General features: G+C 37.1%; 19 protein-coding genes. 12 read left to right on the forward strand and 7 right to left on the reverse strand.

Going from position 1 to position 16,323, the window contains the following annotated elements; translation table 11 throughout:
* The first annotated feature begins 84 nt into the window (after positions 1–84).
* Entirely contained in the window at positions 85–615 is a 531-nt protein-coding gene (locus MW695_RS15890; RefSeq protein WP_247106329.1) for a hypothetical protein, read from the forward strand.
* Between the two features lie 83 nt (positions 616–698).
* On the opposite strand, the gene MW695_RS15895 is transcribed toward MW695_RS15890, so the two are convergent.
* Complete coding sequence (locus MW695_RS15895; protein ID WP_247106330.1) at positions 699–1,169, reverse strand: ImmA/IrrE family metallo-endopeptidase; 471 nt, start codon at positions 1,167–1,169, stop codon at positions 699–701.
* Between the two features lie 38 nt (positions 1,170–1,207).
* Positions 1,208–1,540, reverse strand: a complete 333-nt coding sequence (locus MW695_RS15900) for a helix-turn-helix domain-containing protein (RefSeq protein ID WP_247106331.1) — start codon at positions 1,538–1,540, stop codon at positions 1,208–1,210.
* Positions 1,541–1,705: 165 nt separating this feature from the next.
* Between MW695_RS15900 and MW695_RS15905 the strand changes: the two genes are divergently transcribed.
* Both MW695_RS15905 and MW695_RS15910 read left to right on the forward strand, forming a co-directional pair.
* On the forward strand, positions 1,706–1,936 hold the full coding sequence (locus tag MW695_RS15905; protein WP_247106333.1) for a helix-turn-helix domain-containing protein: 231 nt from the start codon (positions 1,706–1,708) through the stop codon (positions 1,934–1,936).
* Between the two features lie 147 nt (positions 1,937–2,083).
* Complete coding sequence (locus MW695_RS15910) at positions 2,084–2,440, forward strand: hypothetical protein (RefSeq protein WP_247106334.1); 357 nt, start codon at positions 2,084–2,086, stop codon at positions 2,438–2,440.
* Between the two features lie 104 nt (positions 2,441–2,544).
* Here MW695_RS15910 and MW695_RS15915 read toward each other — a convergent pair whose 3' ends face one another.
* On the reverse strand, positions 2,545–3,387 hold the full coding sequence (locus MW695_RS15915) for a cupin domain-containing protein (protein ID WP_247106335.1): 843 nt from the start codon (positions 3,385–3,387) through the stop codon (positions 2,545–2,547).
* Positions 3,388–3,554: 167 nt separating this feature from the next.
* Here MW695_RS15915 and MW695_RS15920 point away from each other — a divergent pair, with 167 nt between their 5' ends.
* From MW695_RS15920 to MW695_RS15940, 5 genes are all read left to right on the forward strand, one after another.
* On the forward strand, positions 3,555–4,592 hold the full coding sequence (locus tag MW695_RS15920; RefSeq protein WP_247106336.1) for an alpha/beta hydrolase family protein: 1,038 nt from the start codon (positions 3,555–3,557) through the stop codon (positions 4,590–4,592).
* A 197-nt stretch (positions 4,593–4,789) separates the two neighbouring features.
* Positions 4,790–4,987, forward strand: a complete 198-nt coding sequence (locus MW695_RS15925; protein ID WP_247106338.1) for a hypothetical protein — start codon at positions 4,790–4,792, stop codon at positions 4,985–4,987.
* 86 nt (positions 4,988–5,073) lie between these two features.
* A complete protein-coding gene (locus MW695_RS15930; RefSeq protein WP_247106339.1) occupies positions 5,074–5,268 on the forward strand; it encodes a hypothetical protein in 195 nt (64 codons plus the stop codon).
* 206 nt (positions 5,269–5,474) lie between these two features.
* Positions 5,475–5,804 (forward strand): PadR family transcriptional regulator, encoded by a 330-nt coding sequence (locus tag MW695_RS15935; RefSeq protein WP_247106340.1) that lies wholly within the window; start codon positions 5,475–5,477, stop codon positions 5,802–5,804.
* Positions 5,804–6,478: a DUF1129 family protein gene (locus MW695_RS15940; RefSeq protein ID WP_247106341.1), complete on the forward strand. Its 675-nt coding sequence runs from the start codon at positions 5,804–5,806 to the stop codon at positions 6,476–6,478. The genes MW695_RS15935 and MW695_RS15940 overlap by 1 nt, the downstream gene beginning before the upstream one ends.
* Before the next feature lie 459 nt (positions 6,479–6,937).
* Here the strand turns inward: MW695_RS15940 and MW695_RS15945 are convergent, their stop codons facing one another.
* Positions 6,938–7,732 (reverse strand): SDR family NAD(P)-dependent oxidoreductase, encoded by a 795-nt coding sequence (locus tag MW695_RS15945; protein ID WP_247106343.1) that lies wholly within the window; start codon positions 7,730–7,732, stop codon positions 6,938–6,940.
* A gap of 120 nt (positions 7,733–7,852) precedes the next feature.
* On the reverse strand, positions 7,853–8,623 hold the full coding sequence (locus MW695_RS15950) for a helix-turn-helix domain-containing protein (protein WP_247106345.1): 771 nt from the start codon (positions 8,621–8,623) through the stop codon (positions 7,853–7,855).
* A gap of 143 nt (positions 8,624–8,766) precedes the next feature.
* On the opposite strand from MW695_RS15950, the gene MW695_RS15955 reads away from it, so the two are divergent.
* Both MW695_RS15955 and MW695_RS15960 read left to right on the forward strand, forming a co-directional pair.
* Positions 8,767–9,699, forward strand: a complete 933-nt coding sequence (locus MW695_RS15955; protein WP_247106346.1) for a DMT family transporter — start codon at positions 8,767–8,769, stop codon at positions 9,697–9,699.
* A gap of 215 nt (positions 9,700–9,914) precedes the next feature.
* Positions 9,915–10,682 (forward strand): sugar phosphate isomerase/epimerase family protein, encoded by a 768-nt coding sequence (locus MW695_RS15960; RefSeq protein ID WP_247106348.1) that lies wholly within the window; start codon positions 9,915–9,917, stop codon positions 10,680–10,682.
* A gap of 142 nt (positions 10,683–10,824) precedes the next feature.
* Here the strand turns inward: MW695_RS15960 and MW695_RS15965 are convergent, their stop codons facing one another.
* Both MW695_RS15965 and MW695_RS15970 read right to left on the reverse strand, forming a co-directional pair.
* A complete protein-coding gene (locus tag MW695_RS15965; protein WP_247106350.1) occupies positions 10,825–11,781 on the reverse strand; it encodes an ABC transporter permease in 957 nt (318 codons plus the stop codon).
* Positions 11,782–11,784: 3 nt separating this feature from the next.
* Positions 11,785–12,693 (reverse strand): ABC transporter ATP-binding protein, encoded by a 909-nt coding sequence (locus MW695_RS15970; RefSeq protein WP_247106351.1) that lies wholly within the window; start codon positions 12,691–12,693, stop codon positions 11,785–11,787.
* Between the two features lie 211 nt (positions 12,694–12,904).
* Here MW695_RS15970 and MW695_RS15975 point away from each other — a divergent pair, with 211 nt between their 5' ends.
* Positions 12,905–13,486 carry a TetR/AcrR family transcriptional regulator gene (locus MW695_RS15975; RefSeq protein WP_247106352.1) on the forward strand — a complete coding sequence of 194 codons (582 nt, stop codon included), beginning with the start codon at positions 12,905–12,907 and terminating at the stop codon, positions 13,484–13,486.
* Between the two features lie 179 nt (positions 13,487–13,665).
* Positions 13,666–16,284, forward strand: coding sequence for a YhgE/Pip domain-containing protein (locus MW695_RS15980; protein WP_247106353.1), 2,619 nt, complete (start codon positions 13,666–13,668; stop codon positions 16,282–16,284).
* Positions 16,285–16,323 lie beyond the last annotated feature (39 nt).

A 16,323-nucleotide genomic window follows, 5' to 3' on the forward strand; every position in this document is an offset into this window, starting at 1 on the left:
GTAATTGGAATAAAAATATACTATTGTTTCTAACGACAAATCATAGTATAATCATTTTCTGTTCCAAAAAAAGGGGGAGAGAAAATGAAGAAATATGTAAGCTTGTTTATGATGGCTATGCTAGTTAGTATTATTGCGGCATGTGGCCAAGAAGCGAACGTAGAGGTCACCATCCCAGCAACGTTTCTAGAAAGCGAAGATTTAGAGAGTGCGATTGAAGAAGCGAAGGCTGATGGAATCGAAGAGATTGAAGAAAATGAAGATGGTTCATTAACGTACATTATGTCAAAATCGACTCATGATGAGCTGATGGAGGAGATTGAAGCATCTTTACAAGAGAGCATCGAAGAGATGAAGACGAGTGAAGACTTTGTTTCGATCGCCGATGTTTCAGCAAACAGTTCTTTTTCTGAATTTACGGTAGTCGTTGATCAGGAAATGTTTGAAAATAGCTTTGATGGCTTCGCGATTTTAGGTCTAGCTATTGGAGGATTGTACTATCAATTATTCGATGGTGTGGACCCTGAACAATACGAAGTAACGGTGCAATTAGAAGATGAGCAATCAGGTGAGGTTTTTGATACGATTGCGTTCCCAGATGCGCTAGAAGAATAAGTTGAGTGAAAGCATTCCGTTGTGGGGTGCTTTTTTTGTTTGATGGAGAATTGTTGAAAGAATAGTAAATAAGGGCTATAGAATTAATAATGATGTTTTATCGCTCCATATGATTGGACCCACTTCATACGTTTTCTAACAAATGATTCAGGAAGCTGAAATATTTCGGCTAGCTCTGAAATCGATTCAACAGAGGGAAGATATTGATTTAGAATAAAGCGGGGCATGGAGGCATAGAGGGCAAATGTGTGAGCTTGTCTTTCTTGATATTGAACAAAATGAGGATGGGTGAAGCGCTGGTCATTGCTATGCTCAAAGAAATGGGCCATTTCGTGAAAAAAATCATACCTAATCCATTCAATGGGTTGGTTTCGGTTCAGATAAATAAAGGCACATTGATCATCATAAATGCACCTGCTGCGATAGTTGTAATAGGTGACGTTAAAGTTTAAAGAGGCGCTTAAGTTAGATATTGTTAGATCAGAAGCTGTTCGTATATTATGAATTTCGTATAATTTCATAATTCGATCTTCTCGAAACGTCGTACCCGGCACATGTATCACCTCCTAATCTGTTCGAGATAAATATAAACCTATTGATTCTTTTCTCTGTTTTCTTGAGCGAATTTCTTCCGCCAGCTTCGAAACTCTTCAAGCTGTCTTTCTAGAAATTCCTCTTCTTCCTTTGTAAGAGGATCCGACCCATGAGAGAAAGCTACATGAATGGGTTTTTCGTCATCGGTACGACCTAAAAGATAGTCAGTACTTACATGATAATAGTCAGCTAGCTTTTTCAATGTTTCATTATCAGGCTCTGTCCGTCCTATTTCATAATGACCATATGTAGCTCTTGAAACACCAATTTCCTTAGCGACATCCTCTTGTCGCATCGTTCCACGTAACATTTTTAATTTTTTCGATAACATGACCAATTCCTCCAAGTCATACATGGTTAACTTCCCTCATTATAGATACAAATTGTATCTATAAACATAAAATCTTCAAAAAGTATCATATTTACTATTGATGATACTTTTTGTATCATGTATAGTTAAAGTAGTTTCAAAAAAGTGTAAAAAGGGGTGAAGTGAATGAAACGGATAGATTTAATAAATGAAAGAAGAAAGCGACAATTAACAAGAGATGAAGTTGGAAAGGCTTTGGGGATTTCAACCATTTATGTCCGGAAAATTGAGAATGGTGAAAGAAATCCTGGGCGCGAAACGATGGTGAAATTTGCTGAATTTTACGAAGTAAGCGAAAGACGCTTATTCCCTGATCTCTATGATGTAACGATTGAGAATAACACCGAAATTAACTAACTTTCACATTTTTACTCTCCTCTAAAAATAATCATTCCCTTTTTGAATCTGATGTAAATGGTAGGTTGCCCTTTTTGTGTTCATTTAAACAAGTAGTTCGATTAAAATTTTGAAATTAGAAGCTGTTTGTATAGGAAGGAGTTTAAAATGAAAGCATTGCCACTGCAATCATATAATCAATCTGAAATCGCTCTTATTCAAGATGCACTTAGGGTCTATATGGGAAGTGTCCCAATGACAGCTGCTAGAATCATTCTTACAGATTACATAAAGGTCATGAAAAATGGCAATAAAGTACAATTAGATGGTATGGGAATGGAGCATATTTACTACGCTTTACTAGTTAAATCGAATGAAATGGCACGTGAATCTGAAAGTAGTCACATAGAAGTAAAAGCAGTTACAAAAATGGCACAAGAAATTAGAAAGAAAAGGATTCACTTTCAGCAGACATTTTACAAAACGTATATGTTAAATGAAGACTATCGCTCCAATTCTGTATGATGAATGTTTAAAATTAGCAATTCAATCGTGATAAAAAAAGAGGAGTGTAGCATATGTGAGCGACTCCTCTTTTTTAACCTTTTAATGTTCGCTCATTTGACCGTTTAAGAGTGGTTTTCTTCTGCTTCTAGAGCTACTGCTTTCGTCTCATGTACGGTACCTCGAGGGTGTTCTGGTGGGGCATATATTGAATAGAGTTTAAGAGGCTTTCTTCCAGTGTTTGTTACGTTATGCCATGTACCAGCAGGGATAAAAATCGCATCGTCATCTTTCACATTGCGTTCAAAGTCTAGCTGTTGACGTCTTCTACCCATTTGTACTCGTCCTCGGCCATCTTCAATTCTAAGAAATTGATCATGATCGTGATGAATTTCAAGACCGATATCGTCACCTGGTTGAATGCTCATTAACGTAAGCTGCAAGTACTCACCTGTCCAAAGAGCCGTGCGGAAATAGTTGTTTCGCTTTGTTGCTTTTTCAATATCAATGACGAAAGGTTCAGATCCATAATCCGTTCTGCGTACATAGGTAGACGGCTCGATATTTCGAAAATAAGTCGCTACTTCTTCATTTCTCTTAGAGATAGATAACAAGGTTTGTTTTAGATCATTATTTGTTAGGGTGGATGCGTTTCTTTCATATTGCTCACCGTTTGCTTTCTCTTTATTGTATGCAGTTAACAAGCCTTCTTCGTATCGTTCAAAGGATACATTCTCCACTGTATACTCAGGCTTCTTTCCAGTATGGCTCATATAATGGTTCGTTAATTGATTGACGTGATATTGTTTATTTTCTACTACTTCTAACAATGAACGTCTTTCTTCAGAGTGGATGGTGGCATCAGCTAACTGTTTATATAAATTCATCATTGAAGCTTCTTGCTGTATACTAGCTAATAGAATGTTTGTTTCATCATTATTGACATTGCGACGTAATGATGAATCCATTTGATGAACAGGTGTGAAATAGGGATAAGGGTACCGACTAGAGTCATAGTACATGTTCTTCATTCCTTTCAGAGGGTAATCACAGTTATCATATGCCTATAGGCAGAGAAGGTACGTAATGATGTCGTTTTTAAAAAATTTGTGCAACCTTTAACTTAAAGAAAGGTATGTTATCCCTTCTAGAAGGGATAAAGGCTATAGAAGCAGGTGAGGATATGTCGATTCGATTAGACAATTTTATGGATTTATACTATCAACAAGAAGTAAACGTGATGAAACGAGATCAAATGGAATTAAGGAAAAAGCTTCAACAGCTTCTTGGAACATTTTCATTTCCACAAACGGATAAAAAGCAAAGTAGAATAGAAGTAAAGGAATTTGCTTCATATAAACGTGAGCGATATCTTATACCGTCATTGAGGGGGTTGATGATTCCAACATACGTCCTAACACCAAAATCTAATAATAAAGCGTTTGAAACGGTCATTGCTTTGCACGGTCATGGATATGGCAGTAAAGAAATCGTCGGGTTACGTGAGGATGGAACTGAGAATACTGGTGAACCTGGTATTCATCAGCATTTTGCTGTCGAATTAGTGAAAAGAGGGATGAAGGTTTTTGCTCCTGAAGTCATTGGCTTTGGTGAACGCCGTCATTCTAAGGATCTAGCAAATAATATGGCAAATTCCTGTTATTCATTGGCAACGTTGCTGTTAATGAGTGGGAAAACGCTTGCTGGACTTCGAGTAGCAGAAACGAGGCATCTACTGGATCAACTAAAAGAATTTTCAGATGTGGATTGTGACAGGATTGGATTGATGGGGTTTTCTGGTGGAGCTCTTGTGGCAGCTTATGCATCCGCTCTTGATCGAAGAGTGAAAGCAACCGTATTAACAGGGTTTACAAATACGTTTAAAGGGAGTATCTTACATACAAATCATTGTATTGATAATTATGTGCCAGGAATACTTAGGTATGGGGAATTGCCAGATTATATAAGCTTAATTTGCCCTCGGGCTTTATTTGTGGAAAGCGGATTGAGAGACCCGATCTTTCCTTTTGAAACGACAAAGAAGGCAATTGAAGAACTTAAAGAAATATATGATCGGCTTGATTTAAAAGAGCAGTTTATGTTTGACTTATTTGATGGGGGACATGAAGTGAGTGGAAGAAGTGCGTATGATTGGCTTACTTCTAATCTTTGAGGAGGGCAGAAATAGAAGAAAAGAGGAATAAACGAAACATGTAATTGATAGAAAATAAATAAACATTTGCTACATCGTTGATTGTACGCCTGTATAGAAGTTAAATTTAAACTTAATTTTTTCTGATAAAGAGATATAGCTCGGAAGAGCCGCATGGGCACAGAAAGACCACTAAAAATGAAAATTACACTTTTTCATTGGTCTCAGTAACAAAATGGAAGCTAGTTAAGATGAAAGAAGCTATCATTTTATTGTTCCTATGTTCTGTATTAGTAGGCTGTAATTACTATGAAAGTAATGAAGATGCATTGGAGAGATATTATTATGACAAAACAAGCATGGATGTTTCACTTAAATTAGTTGATGAAGTGAACTCTGCAATGGTTTACTGGTAAAAGTCCGATCACGATGTTCAGTATATAGTGGCTCTTTATGAAGAAAATGAAGGAACCTATCATTATAAGGAACACCAAGTGCTAGTATGAGAACATCAATGGCTTACTTTTTAGATGTTGTGAAGTTAGGTGTCCAAGTATTTTTATGGAGTGCTGTTTCATATAATAAACAGACAGTAGGCTATTTAGTTTTAGAGTATAGAAAGGGAGAAAATGAACGATTGAAAGTTCAAAATCAAAGTGTTTTAGTAGACACTAAAAAATATGATGACGTGAACTAGAAAATGAGCTTTTTGAACAGGTGAAGAGTGTCTATGCTATGGATGATTTTCGACAAACTGAAACAGCAAAAAAATAGCTATGTTGTATTGCAATATAGTTGGATTTTTGATATGCTACTTTGTATAACAAGAGAGTCAATTGGTTTCAAATGAAGCCAATTATTCTTTTAAGCGTCTATATTGTATAACAAGGTAGGTGAGGAAAGGTGTCGTCCATTCGTAGCCAATTGTTAAAAGGGATATTGGAGGGATGTATTTTAGCCGTTATTTCACAACAAAAGGTGTACGGTTATGAATTATCAATGAAACTACAGGATTACGGACTTGAAGTGAGTGAGGGCTCTATTTACCCTATTCTTCTACGTCTGCAGAAGGAAAAGCTCATTACTGGAGAAATGAGAAAATCTCCGAGTGGACCAAATCGTAAGTATTACTTTTTAACAACAGAGGGGCAAGAGGCATTGAAGGATTTTCGAGTGAACTGGGAAGCAATTAAGAAACCAGTTGATCTTCTAATGAATAAGGAGGACTCATAATGAATGCAAAAGATTTAGTGAAGCAAAATAATGAGAAACGCAAGGAATTAACGGAAGAAAATCGTAACTATTATGAAGATATGCTGATCTATATACGTTTATCGTATAATAAATCAGAGGAAGAAACGGAAGTCATATTAACTGAATTATTGGATCATCTTCTTGAGGCACAAAATGAAGGCAGGACGGCAGAAGACGTTTTTGGTCATAATCCAAAGGAATATACGAATGAAATTATTGGTGAACTGCCAAAAATGGTCACAAGAGAACGAATCCTTTTTGGGGTGATGGCACTTTTTTACTTTTTATCAGCGAGCATACTATTTTCTGGAATCTATCAGCTGATCGGGCATTTCTTTTTAAATATAGACGGACTTACGAAAGACTATTACATCGGCACTGTACTAGTGAAAACAATGATCTCTATTCCAATTGCATTTGTATTATTATTCGGAATTGTACAATATATTCGCTGGGCATGCTTTAAAAAAATTAACAAAGTTAAAGAATTTGTGATGACTTGGTTAGGTGGTGTTCTTTCATTCGGTATTTTTGTCCTAGCTTTTATCTTTGTTCCTAATTTTGGCCCAGTCGTGTCAATTCCAGTATATGTAGTGTTCGTACTAGGAGCTGTGCTGTATGTAGTCGCTGATCGAATTAGAAAAGCAATCTAACATAGGGAATGAATGAGACTTTCATATACTCATATAGGTTGTTTTAACGTGTATAAAATGAAAGAGGTTGAGAAAAAATGACTATGGAAATTTGTAGTATGTAAACAGGGGGAAATTAGTTAATTTTAAAATGATTTTAATTAAATTCACTGTTAAGGGGTTACATTAAAATAACTTATTTCCTCGGAAATTGAGGGCTCTTTTCTTTATTAATTTCAAAAAAAACATCATTCGAGGGAGTGTTATGAGAAGGGTCGGTGGAAATGAACTCTCATTGAACGATTGTAATTTATATCGATATAACAATAGGTAGATGGGTGAGGCTGGGACATAACGAAAGTGTTTAGCTCAGAATTATAACATGCACGAATCTAGTGAAGTATTCTAAGGGGTGGTTTATTTGTATCAAGTTCTCATTTATTAATTTTTTTGCCCCAGCCCTAAGTAGTAGATTTGAAGCTATACAACGACTCCACCAGAAATTTTGATCGATTCTCCTACGATATTTCGAACGGCTCCTGAAAGCAAGAATAAGATTGTAGTAGCAACCTCATCAGGTGATGTGATTTTACCTGATGGGAACCCTGCTTCAATCTTTTTTAACTGTTCATCGTAGGAAATGCGAGCTTCTTTCGCTTTTCTTTCGATGATTTTATGTGCCATATCAGTGTCGACAAAGCCAGGACAAATGGCGTTAACGTTAATGTTTGATTGGATGGCTTCAAGTGCTAGAGATTGTGTGAAGCCAATAAGAGCAAATTTGCTTGATGCATACGCTGTTCCACCGTATGTCCCTCTAAGTCCTGATAGAGAGGCAACGTTTACGATGGAGCCTCGTTGTTCTTGCTTCATTTTTTGATACACGTGTTGAGTGAGCATAACTGTTGCGGTGTGATTGACATTCATGATTTGCGTAAGTTTCTCCTCCTGGAGCTCGTCAAGTGTCATGGGCTCAGCAATGGCTGCTCCATTCACTAATCCCGTAATGGCACCTAATTTCCTTTCACAATGTTCAATTAACTGTAGGCGATCGTCTTCTTGACTAATATCTGCAGGGAAGGCCGTAAGTTTTGCTGAATTCATACGCTTGCTTAATTCTTCTACTAGTGAAGCGAGCTTTTCTTTATTTCTACCGGTAATGGAAATGGACGCACCACATTCTGCGGCTTGCTTTGCCGTTTGAGCTCCAATTCCTCCTGTTGCTCCCGTTATTAATATGTGTGTTCCTTCGAATGCTGTTTTTGAAAATAGCATATGCTCCATTCCTTTCATTTGAATTTAAGAAGAATGTATAGAATTTTGGTTGTGTTAATATGGAACTGGAAGTTGATTTACGTGATGTATACTTCGTTACAACATGACTTGATAATGTTTTTACTCATTTTTTCGGTAAGATCCTGGAGCTACCCCGAACTTCTTTTTAAACACTTTATGAAAGTAAGGATAACCACTGAAACCACAGTTCTCAGCAATTTGATCAAGTGTCATATGTGTATATTTCATTTGATCAACTGCAGCGGAAAGACGAATATCCTGTGCGTATTCAATCATCGTTTTGCCGACGCTACTTTTGAAAAGATGGACGGCTCGTGACACACTTAGGCCGGCGTGGTTGGCCGCTTCTTCAATTTTAAACGTTGATAATGCATGCTCTTCAATGAAACGCATCATTTTCGTAACGGCATAAGGTCGGCTATATGTAGCAGATGTTTCGTTCACTGCACGTTCTAAACAAACACAAAGTGCTTGTAATAAATAATCCGTCAGCTCACGGTTTTGTTCTAAGTGGGGTCGTCTGTCTTCGATGATAATATGGCGCCATAAGCTTAGAAGCTTATCATCTAATTCAATCCTTGTGATCGTCGGCTTTTCTGAGCGATTCCACCACTGGTCGATCCATTTCCCATGACAAAATAAATAATAATCTCCACTATTTTGTCCCTCTTCGATACGAAGTTCATAATGATCACCGGGCTTAATAAGGAGTAGGTCTCCTTTTTCGACCGTTAGTGATTGTTGGTTAACCTTCACTTCACAGCTACCCTCTGTTTGAAGTCGAAATAAATAATCACTAAGAACAGCGTCATGAAATGAATAAAATTGTTTTGTATGATATGAAAAATCGCATAATCCAATGGTTAGCACCGTTGTTCCCCTGCCTTTTAATAATAGCAAAATAGTTGAGGTTTTCATTATATCATGGATGTTCAGACGGAAACATATACATGTATGATCAAATAGGTTATTTATGCGTATGTGTTTGAAAAAAGGAAATGGAGCTGTACACCATGAAATCAAATTCATTATTTTATATCGGGTTAATTTTAGTTTCGATTATCTGGGGGGCTAATTTTGGTATTTCACGCTGGGCGATGGACGTGTTCTCGGCTGAGATCTTCGTTTTTTTACGATTTGGACTTGCGGTTCCACTCTTATTCTTACTTCTCTACAAGCTGGAAGGTAGTATTAAGGTAGACCGTCGTGACTTAGTAAAGCTTGCGATTATTGGGTTTGTCGGCGTGACAATATTGGAAATTCTCGTTATGTATTCAATTAAATTCACGACACTTGCGAACGCTTCACTTTTAAATGTCGCACCATGGCCGATTTTTGTGGCATTGTTTGCACCACTTTTTACTAAGGAGATTTTAACGAAACGAATGGTTGTCGGTGGGGCAATTGCTTTTGTTGGGGTTTCACTTATCATTTTAGGTGGAGGAGAGGGTTTTGACTTATCGTCGCAATATATGCTAGGAAATGTACTTGCATTGCTTGTTAGTTTATTGGGTGCTTTATTTAATTTAGCTTGTATGCCACTTATGCAGAAATATTCAGCGATGCGGGTAACGACATGGTATGTGTTGTTTGGTTCCGTACTGTTAATTCCATTTACGATTGGAGGATGGAGTGACGTCGATTGGTCAGGCTTAACGCTACCAATTTATAGTGCCATTTTTTATAATGTCATTTTATGTACAATTGCTGCTTTTGTTGTTTGGAATATATCGATGAAGCGTGTAGGTGCAACAAAATCGAATTTCTTTCGTTATGTTGTTCCTGCTGCCGCTGCTATTACTGGAGCTATGTTCTTTGGTGAAGCAATTAAATTAACTCAAATTATTGGTGCATTTATTATTATGTTTGGTTTAGTATGGATTGGGATGGAACGGAAGAAACTAGAGAATGACCACCCTTCAAGTAGTATGAAGGTAGCAAATTAAAAGGTATTGAAAAAGAATGATCTTTAATTATTTCAGTGCTCTTCATTAGTGGGAAAGCCCTCGCTTTTTGAATAAACACTATTTAGAAAAGAGCAAAATAGTATAGGTTTCAAGGAGATTCTATATGTACAAAAAAATAAATATTCGTTAAGATGAAGCAAATAGATGATCTTTGGCATCAGCTAGAAAATTCATGTTAGAAAAGAGGAGAATATATGAGAACGATACCAGTAGCAGTACAACTGTTTACATTACGTGAAGAATGTGAAAAGGATTTTGCCGGAACATTAAAAAAAGTAGCCGAGCTTGGCTTTAATGGTGTTGAATTTGCTGGCTATGGTGGTATGTCTGCGCAAGAAGTGAAAGCGCTATTAGATGAATTAGGGTTAAAAGCAGCGTCAAGCCATGTTCCACTTGATCAATTGCAAAATAACCTTGATCAAGTGATAGAGGATCAGAAAACACTTGGAAGTAAATATGTCGTTTGCCCATTTTTAATGCCGGACCAACGTACGGAGGAGCATTATCAAGCGCTTATCCCGTTTTTAGAAGAGGCTGGCGTGAAATGTCAGTCGGAAGGTATAACACTTTGCTATCATAACCACGACTTTGAGCTTGAACGTCTAGAGGATGGAAGAATGGCACTTGAGGCTATTTTCGATGATACAAGTGAAGAAAATGTACAAACAGAGCTTGATATCTACTGGTTAACAAAAGCAGGAGAGACACCAACTAAATGGATTGATCGTTACAAAGGAAGAACGCCTCTCGTCCATTTGAAGGATATGACAACAGATGATGAGCAATTCTTTGCTGAGCTAGGTACAGGCGGTGTCGATATTGAAGCTGTACTTGCCAAAGGAGAAGAGGCAAATGTTGAGTGGTGGGTTGTTGAGCAAGATGTTAGTCGAAAAACACCGTTTGAAAGTATTGAAATAAGTATTAACTATTTGAAAAAGAAGCTACCTTATTTAGTGAAGTAAGTGTAACATGGAGAAGTCTGTGCGAATGATGCATAGGCTTCTTTCATTGTCAAAAAAACACCTCCAAAAGTCGCTTAATAAGTGACTACGGAGGTGTTTTGATTACGATCAATAGGTTCTAACATAGTCTTACTCGAACAAACTATGCTGAGACGTCTCGTTTAGCAAATACGGTAAATGCTAATACGTGAAAAATCAAGAAATAAACTAGCAATATAACGATTGAAAAGCCTAATGTCATACTATCAACAGGTGGAACACCATCAAAGTAGACGTTCAAATCGGTATTGGAAAATAAGATATATTTCGCCCATTCGAATCTTGATGCAAGTAGTAATGTGACGGTTGAACCCATAAATAATAAAAATAGTGAGAATCCAATGGCTAATGAACTATTACGGAATACTGAAGAAATCATAAAAGCCATCGTTGATATCATGAAAATATCGATTGAGTAAAGTAAATATTGCATAATCAAATGGAGGATAATATTCCGTTCTATTACTTCTCCATCACGATATGCTAAATGAAAGCTCTGTTCAGCTGGGAATCCGAATAAGATCGAACCGACCAAGCTTGATAAAAGAAAGACAATGGCTAACAAACCTAAACTAAAAAGAATGACCGTCAAATATTTTGAAAGTAATAGCTTTGTTCGGCTAATAGGCCGAATTAAAAGGAATTTGATGGTTCCTGAAGAAAATTCAGAAGCGACAATTCCTGCTGCGACAATGATTGTAAATAGTCCAGCTAAACTAGTAAGAGCAACGGCATCATAAACAAATGTCCAAATATGCTTTTCGGATGGTGGTGCGAGATCATTTTGTAGGTGATATTCATTTAAGGCAATTTGACGTTCATAAAACATTCGTAAATTGGCGTTATTAGAGCCGATGTTATCTAAAGCCTCTTGATCAGATGAGACCATCGTTTCAAGCTCTTCTTGCCAATTATCATTTACTGATGAGGACGAGTTGCTATCTTCATATTTTAAAATGCCACCCATGGCGATCACCCCAACGATGAGTAGTCCGATCATGACATAGGTGCCTGTTTTTTTAAATAGCTTAATCCATTCATTCCATATTAATTTCAGCATTTTTTATTGACCTCCGTTAGCTGATGTGACTTCTAGAAAACGATCTTCCAATGTTTTCGTAAGCTGTTTCACTTCATAAATTGAGATGTTTTCCTCAACAAGCTTTTTGATTATTGTTGGAATATGTTCTCTTGTCGTCATAACTGAGAAGCCCGTTTCTGTTAAGGTGACACTCCACTCTTGCGTTAGCCACACTTGAATGCTGTCAATCGCGCTCGTTTCAAAAATATATTCATTTTTTTCATCATTAACAAAGTTACGAACATCTTGAATATCGGTTAATGTTCCGTTTTGAATGATCGCAATTCGATCACACATCATTTCCATTTCAGAAAGCAAGTGGCTTGAAACAATGACACTCATACCTTTTTCCTTCGTTAGATGCTGTAAATGGTCACGAATTTCCCGAATGCCTGCTGGATCAAGTCCATTTGTTGGTTCGTCTAAGATGAGCAGTTTTGGATGATGTAGTAAGCATTGAGCCAATCCAAGTCTTTGACGCATACCTAATGAATAGGTTTTGACCTTGTCATGGATGCGATCTTTTAATCCTATTAATTCAATCATTTCATCTATTCTCTTTTTATCAACGTCTTTATGCATACGTGCATACTGTTTCAAATTTTCATAGCCAGTTAAATGCTTATACATTTCAGGATTTTCGACAATAGCTCCGACTTGCTCAATGGCTTGTTCAAAATTCGTTTTTATGCTATGTCCGCATATAGCAATGTCACCTTTTGTCATTTTGATTAACCCGACAATCATTCGAATTGTTGTCGTTTTACCAGCACCGTTTGGACCGAGCAATCCAAATACTTCACCTTCTTGAACTGAGAAGCTTAAGTTGTTAATAATGGCTTTACCTTTTATCGTCTTATCGACGTTGTTCAATGTGAGAATCTCACTCATTTAAATCCCTCCTACTAGTAATATAAACATATGTATTAGTGAACTATTAGAATAGTACACTAATACAAGAGGAGTGTCAATATGTAAATAAAAAGAAATGATTACTTATATATGGTAAAGGACATACTTGCATCGATTGTAGATGTATGATAACTTCATAGTAGACTAAATGACTGAAATAGTATTTTGGTCAAAACGGAGGACGAATGAGATGCAGCGTGATAAAAAACAATTAATCTTAGACGGTGCGGCGAAGTCTTTTACTCTTTTTGGTTATAAAGCGACAACGATGGATCAAGTAGCTAAAATAGCCAAGGTTGGGAAAGGGACGATTTATACGTATTTTTCAACAAAGGAACAATTATTAAAGGAGATTATTGAGAATCTTGCTCTTGAAATGAGAGAGGTTGCAAATAAGTCGATTAATCCAGATGACTCATTTGTAGACAATTTCAATGCTGCATTGAGTGGAATTGTTGAATTTCGCGAGAAGCATGAACTAACGGTCAAGCTCTCTCAGGAAATGAGGGAGTATGGTACGCCTGCAGTTGGAGATGCTCTTCAAGCTATGGAGGATGATATTTGTCAATATATTGAAGGACGTATTCAGAAAGCGATTGATCAAGGGCAGCTACGAAAATGTGATCCAAAAGTGACGGCCTTTTTAATGTTTAAAATGTACATCAATCTTGTAAGCGATTGGAAGGAACGTCACGGTTCATTATCAAAAGAAGAGGTCGCTCAATTAATGAATTTTTACTTTATGGAAGGACTAGCTCCGCTTACCAAATGATGAAATATAGCCAGATGACAAAAAGGGCTAAATGAACATACTTGCTGAGCAAGGGCTTCACTCGTTGCGAGGCTGATATTGTACACACGTATTCAAGAAAAGACGCTATGAAACTAGGCGTTTTTTTGCTAATAAATGACCAAAAAACTATAATAGTCAAAATGTTTCGGGGGAGAATGATGAGAAATGCATGGTACATTTTTAAACAAGATATTAAAAATATTCAACGAGTTCCTTTAGTCGGAATATTACTAATTGGGTTGGCGATCTTACCTTCCTTATATGCATGGTTTAATCTAGGTGCGGCTTGGGATCCTTATGCTAATACAGAAGGAGTTCAAGTGGCTGTTGTTAATCAGGATCAAGGAACAACAATTTATAATAAAGATGTTAATGTTGGAGAGGAACTAGTTGATTCGCTTAAGTCAAATGAAAATTTAGGTTGGGTGTTTGTTTCAAGGACAGAGGCTGAGCGAGGGGTGGAATATGGTGAGTATTATGCGAGTATTTTCATCTCTGATACCTTTTCAGAGGATCTAGTCAAAATAGTTGAAGGTGAACCGAGACAAGCAAAGGTTCATTATCAAGTGAATGAAAAAGTGAATGCGATTGCTCCCAAAATGACTACAACAGGGGCTTCAACGATTGTCAATGAAATGAATGATCAGTTCATTCAAGAGACGTCCAAAGTATTGTTTCAAGAACTGGATAAGCTCGGGATTCGATTAGAAGAAGAGCTACCTACTTTTCGCCGATTAAAGAACATTGTCTATGAAATTGAGGAGCACTTTCCAGAAGTGAATAAGTTAGGTGAATGGATCATTGAAATAGATGAGAATTGGTATCAAATCGAGGAGCAAGTGGAAGCAATTTTAGTAATAGAAGATTCACTTTCATTATTTCATAAAGGAATAAATCATATTTTATTTTTAGAGGAGCAGTTTCCTCGTGTGAATGAACTTGCCGATCATATCGTTGATTTAGAAGTAGTCATTCCCGAAATTGAGAAAGCTGTTGAGGAACTTACAGAGATGAATCAATCATTTTCGAATGTGGAAGCGTATGTAGAGGAAGTATTATTAGCTATACAGGAAGCAAGAGAAAGTATCGACGAGATAGAAAAACGCGTGCCTAAGTCAGTTGATTTCGAGGAGTCGATTGAATCCTTTTATCAAGCGTGGAAAGAGTTAGAAGGGCCATTAATTGAAACGATTGAACAGCACAATCGCTTGATTAATCAGACGGCACAGTCAATTAATGAGATGGCTAGTTGGTTAGCCGAAGAGAATAATGAGAATGTAATCGACATGTTGGATTTTCTTTCGAGGGAATTAACCTATCACCAGCAAACCATTGATCGTACAATGGACATGTATTCTACTTTATATGAAACGACAGGTGATCCACGTTTCTTAGAAATGGTTGAGCGATATGAACAAATGGGGGAAACCCTTCACCAATTGAACGAGTTAGTTGAAGAAGCAAATGCTCAAGTTGAAGAGGGAGAATGGCTAACAAGTGGGCAAGTTCAAAACATTCAAGAGCTTTCGATTCAAATTGAAAGCATGACATCCGATATACAGGAGCGAATAGATGAAGAAGGGTTATTTGAAGCATTTGAAAAAATAGAACAAGATTTATCTGTGCAGCAAATGGATGCTATTCATGATGCATTTGCAATTGCTTCAGATATGGCACTAGCAAGTGAGGAAAAGCTTGAGCAATTACTCAAAAAGCTACCATCGATTGAGGATACAGTGAATGATCTAACCGAACAAATTGAGAGCAACCTCCCTGTAGCTGTCGAACGGATTGAAGCGTTAAGTACTTTTGGACTGGAAGAGCTCCCGAATATAGAGCAACAAGTTACGTCAGTTGCTAACTGGATTCGTTATGAAGCCCCGAAAGTGGAAGAGAACTATTTATCGTTTACCAAAACGTTAGAGGAGAAAATTCCAGCTGTAGAAGAGGCGATGAGGAAGTTAGCCTTATTCAGTCGTGAACAGCTACCAGAGACAGAGCAGTTATTAACAGATGTTGCTAATCAGATTCGAGAGATTGATGAGAATGGTTATGTTAATGACATTATTAGGATGCTTCGTAATGATTTAGATGAAGAAACTGAGTTTTTTGCTAGTCCTGTATTTTTAGAAGAAGAGGAGTTATTTTCAATTCCGAATTATGGTTCAGCAAATGTGCCATTTTACACGACATTGAGTTTATGGGTAGGAGCCTTATTATTATCCAACTTAATTACGACGAATCTACAAGGTGCTGATCGTAGGAACGAATTTTCGTTACGGGATATTTATGCAGGAAGGATAATTCTCTTTTTGTTAGTGGCTGTCTTACAGGGGATTATCGTTAGCGTAGGCAATTTGCTATTACTAGGCATATATGCTGCACATCCGGTATGGCTTATCATTTTTTCAGTGTTTATTGCCCTTGTTTTTATGACGATCGTCTACACGCTCGCTTCTATTCTTGGGAATATAGGAAAGGCGTTAGCGATCGTGTTACTTGTATTACAGTTATCTAGTGGAGGAGGGACTTTTCCGATTGAAGTAGCACCACCATTTTTTCAAGAGATTCATCCGTATATGCCTTTTTCTTATGCGATCAATTTATTAAGAGAGGCAGTTGGTGGAATCATTCCGTTGTTAGTTTTGAAAAATAGTTTGATATTACACTTATTCTGGCTGTTAGCGTTAATCATTGGTTTTGTGTTGAAGCCGGTGTTGGCTTTGAGAATTGAACAAACATCACAAAAATCAAAGTCGAGTCGATTAGTTGAGTAGGTGGTAACAAGCCAATGAAATTTGTGCATAAATTACGTG

The organism is Halalkalibacter sp. APA_J-10(15) (assembly GCF_023017105.1).
Taxonomy (GTDB): Bacteria; Bacillota; Bacilli; order Bacillales; family Bacillaceae_D; genus Halalkalibacter.

Coding starts and splice junctions, on each gene's coding strand:
- MW695_RS15890 (WP_247106329.1), top strand. CDS start 85: ATGAAGAAATATGTAAGCTTGTTTATGATGGCTATGCTAGTTAGTATT.
- MW695_RS15900 (WP_247106331.1), bottom strand. CDS start 1,540: ATGTTATCGAAAAAATTAAAAATGTTACGTGGAACGATGCGACAAGAG.
- MW695_RS15905 (WP_247106333.1), top strand. CDS start 1,706: ATGAAACGGATAGATTTAATAAATGAAAGAAGAAAGCGACAATTAACA.
- MW695_RS15910 (WP_247106334.1), top strand. CDS start 2,084: ATGAAAGCATTGCCACTGCAATCATATAATCAATCTGAAATCGCTCTT.
- MW695_RS15915 (WP_247106335.1), bottom strand. CDS start 3,387: ATGGATTCATCATTACGTCGCAATGTCAATAATGATGAAACAAACATT.
- MW695_RS15920 (WP_247106336.1), top strand. CDS start 3,555: ATGTTATCCCTTCTAGAAGGGATAAAGGCTATAGAAGCAGGTGAGGAT.
- MW695_RS15930 (WP_247106339.1), top strand. CDS start 5,074: ATGAGAACATCAATGGCTTACTTTTTAGATGTTGTGAAGTTAGGTGTC.
- MW695_RS15940 (WP_247106341.1), top strand. CDS start 5,804: ATGAATGCAAAAGATTTAGTGAAGCAAAATAATGAGAAACGCAAGGAA.
- MW695_RS15945 (WP_247106343.1), bottom strand. CDS start 7,732: ATGCTATTTTCAAAAACAGCATTCGAAGGAACACACATATTAATAACG.
- MW695_RS15955 (WP_247106346.1), top strand. CDS start 8,767: ATGAAATCAAATTCATTATTTTATATCGGGTTAATTTTAGTTTCGATT.
- MW695_RS15960 (WP_247106348.1), top strand. CDS start 9,915: ATGAGAACGATACCAGTAGCAGTACAACTGTTTACATTACGTGAAGAA.
- MW695_RS15965 (WP_247106350.1), bottom strand. CDS start 11,781: ATGCTGAAATTAATATGGAATGAATGGATTAAGCTATTTAAAAAAACA.
- MW695_RS15970 (WP_247106351.1), bottom strand. CDS start 12,693: ATGAGTGAGATTCTCACATTGAACAACGTCGATAAGACGATAAAAGGT.
- MW695_RS15975 (WP_247106352.1), top strand. CDS start 12,905: ATGCAGCGTGATAAAAAACAATTAATCTTAGACGGTGCGGCGAAGTCT.
- MW695_RS15980 (WP_247106353.1), top strand. CDS start 13,666: ATGAGAAATGCATGGTACATTTTTAAACAAGATATTAAAAATATTCAA.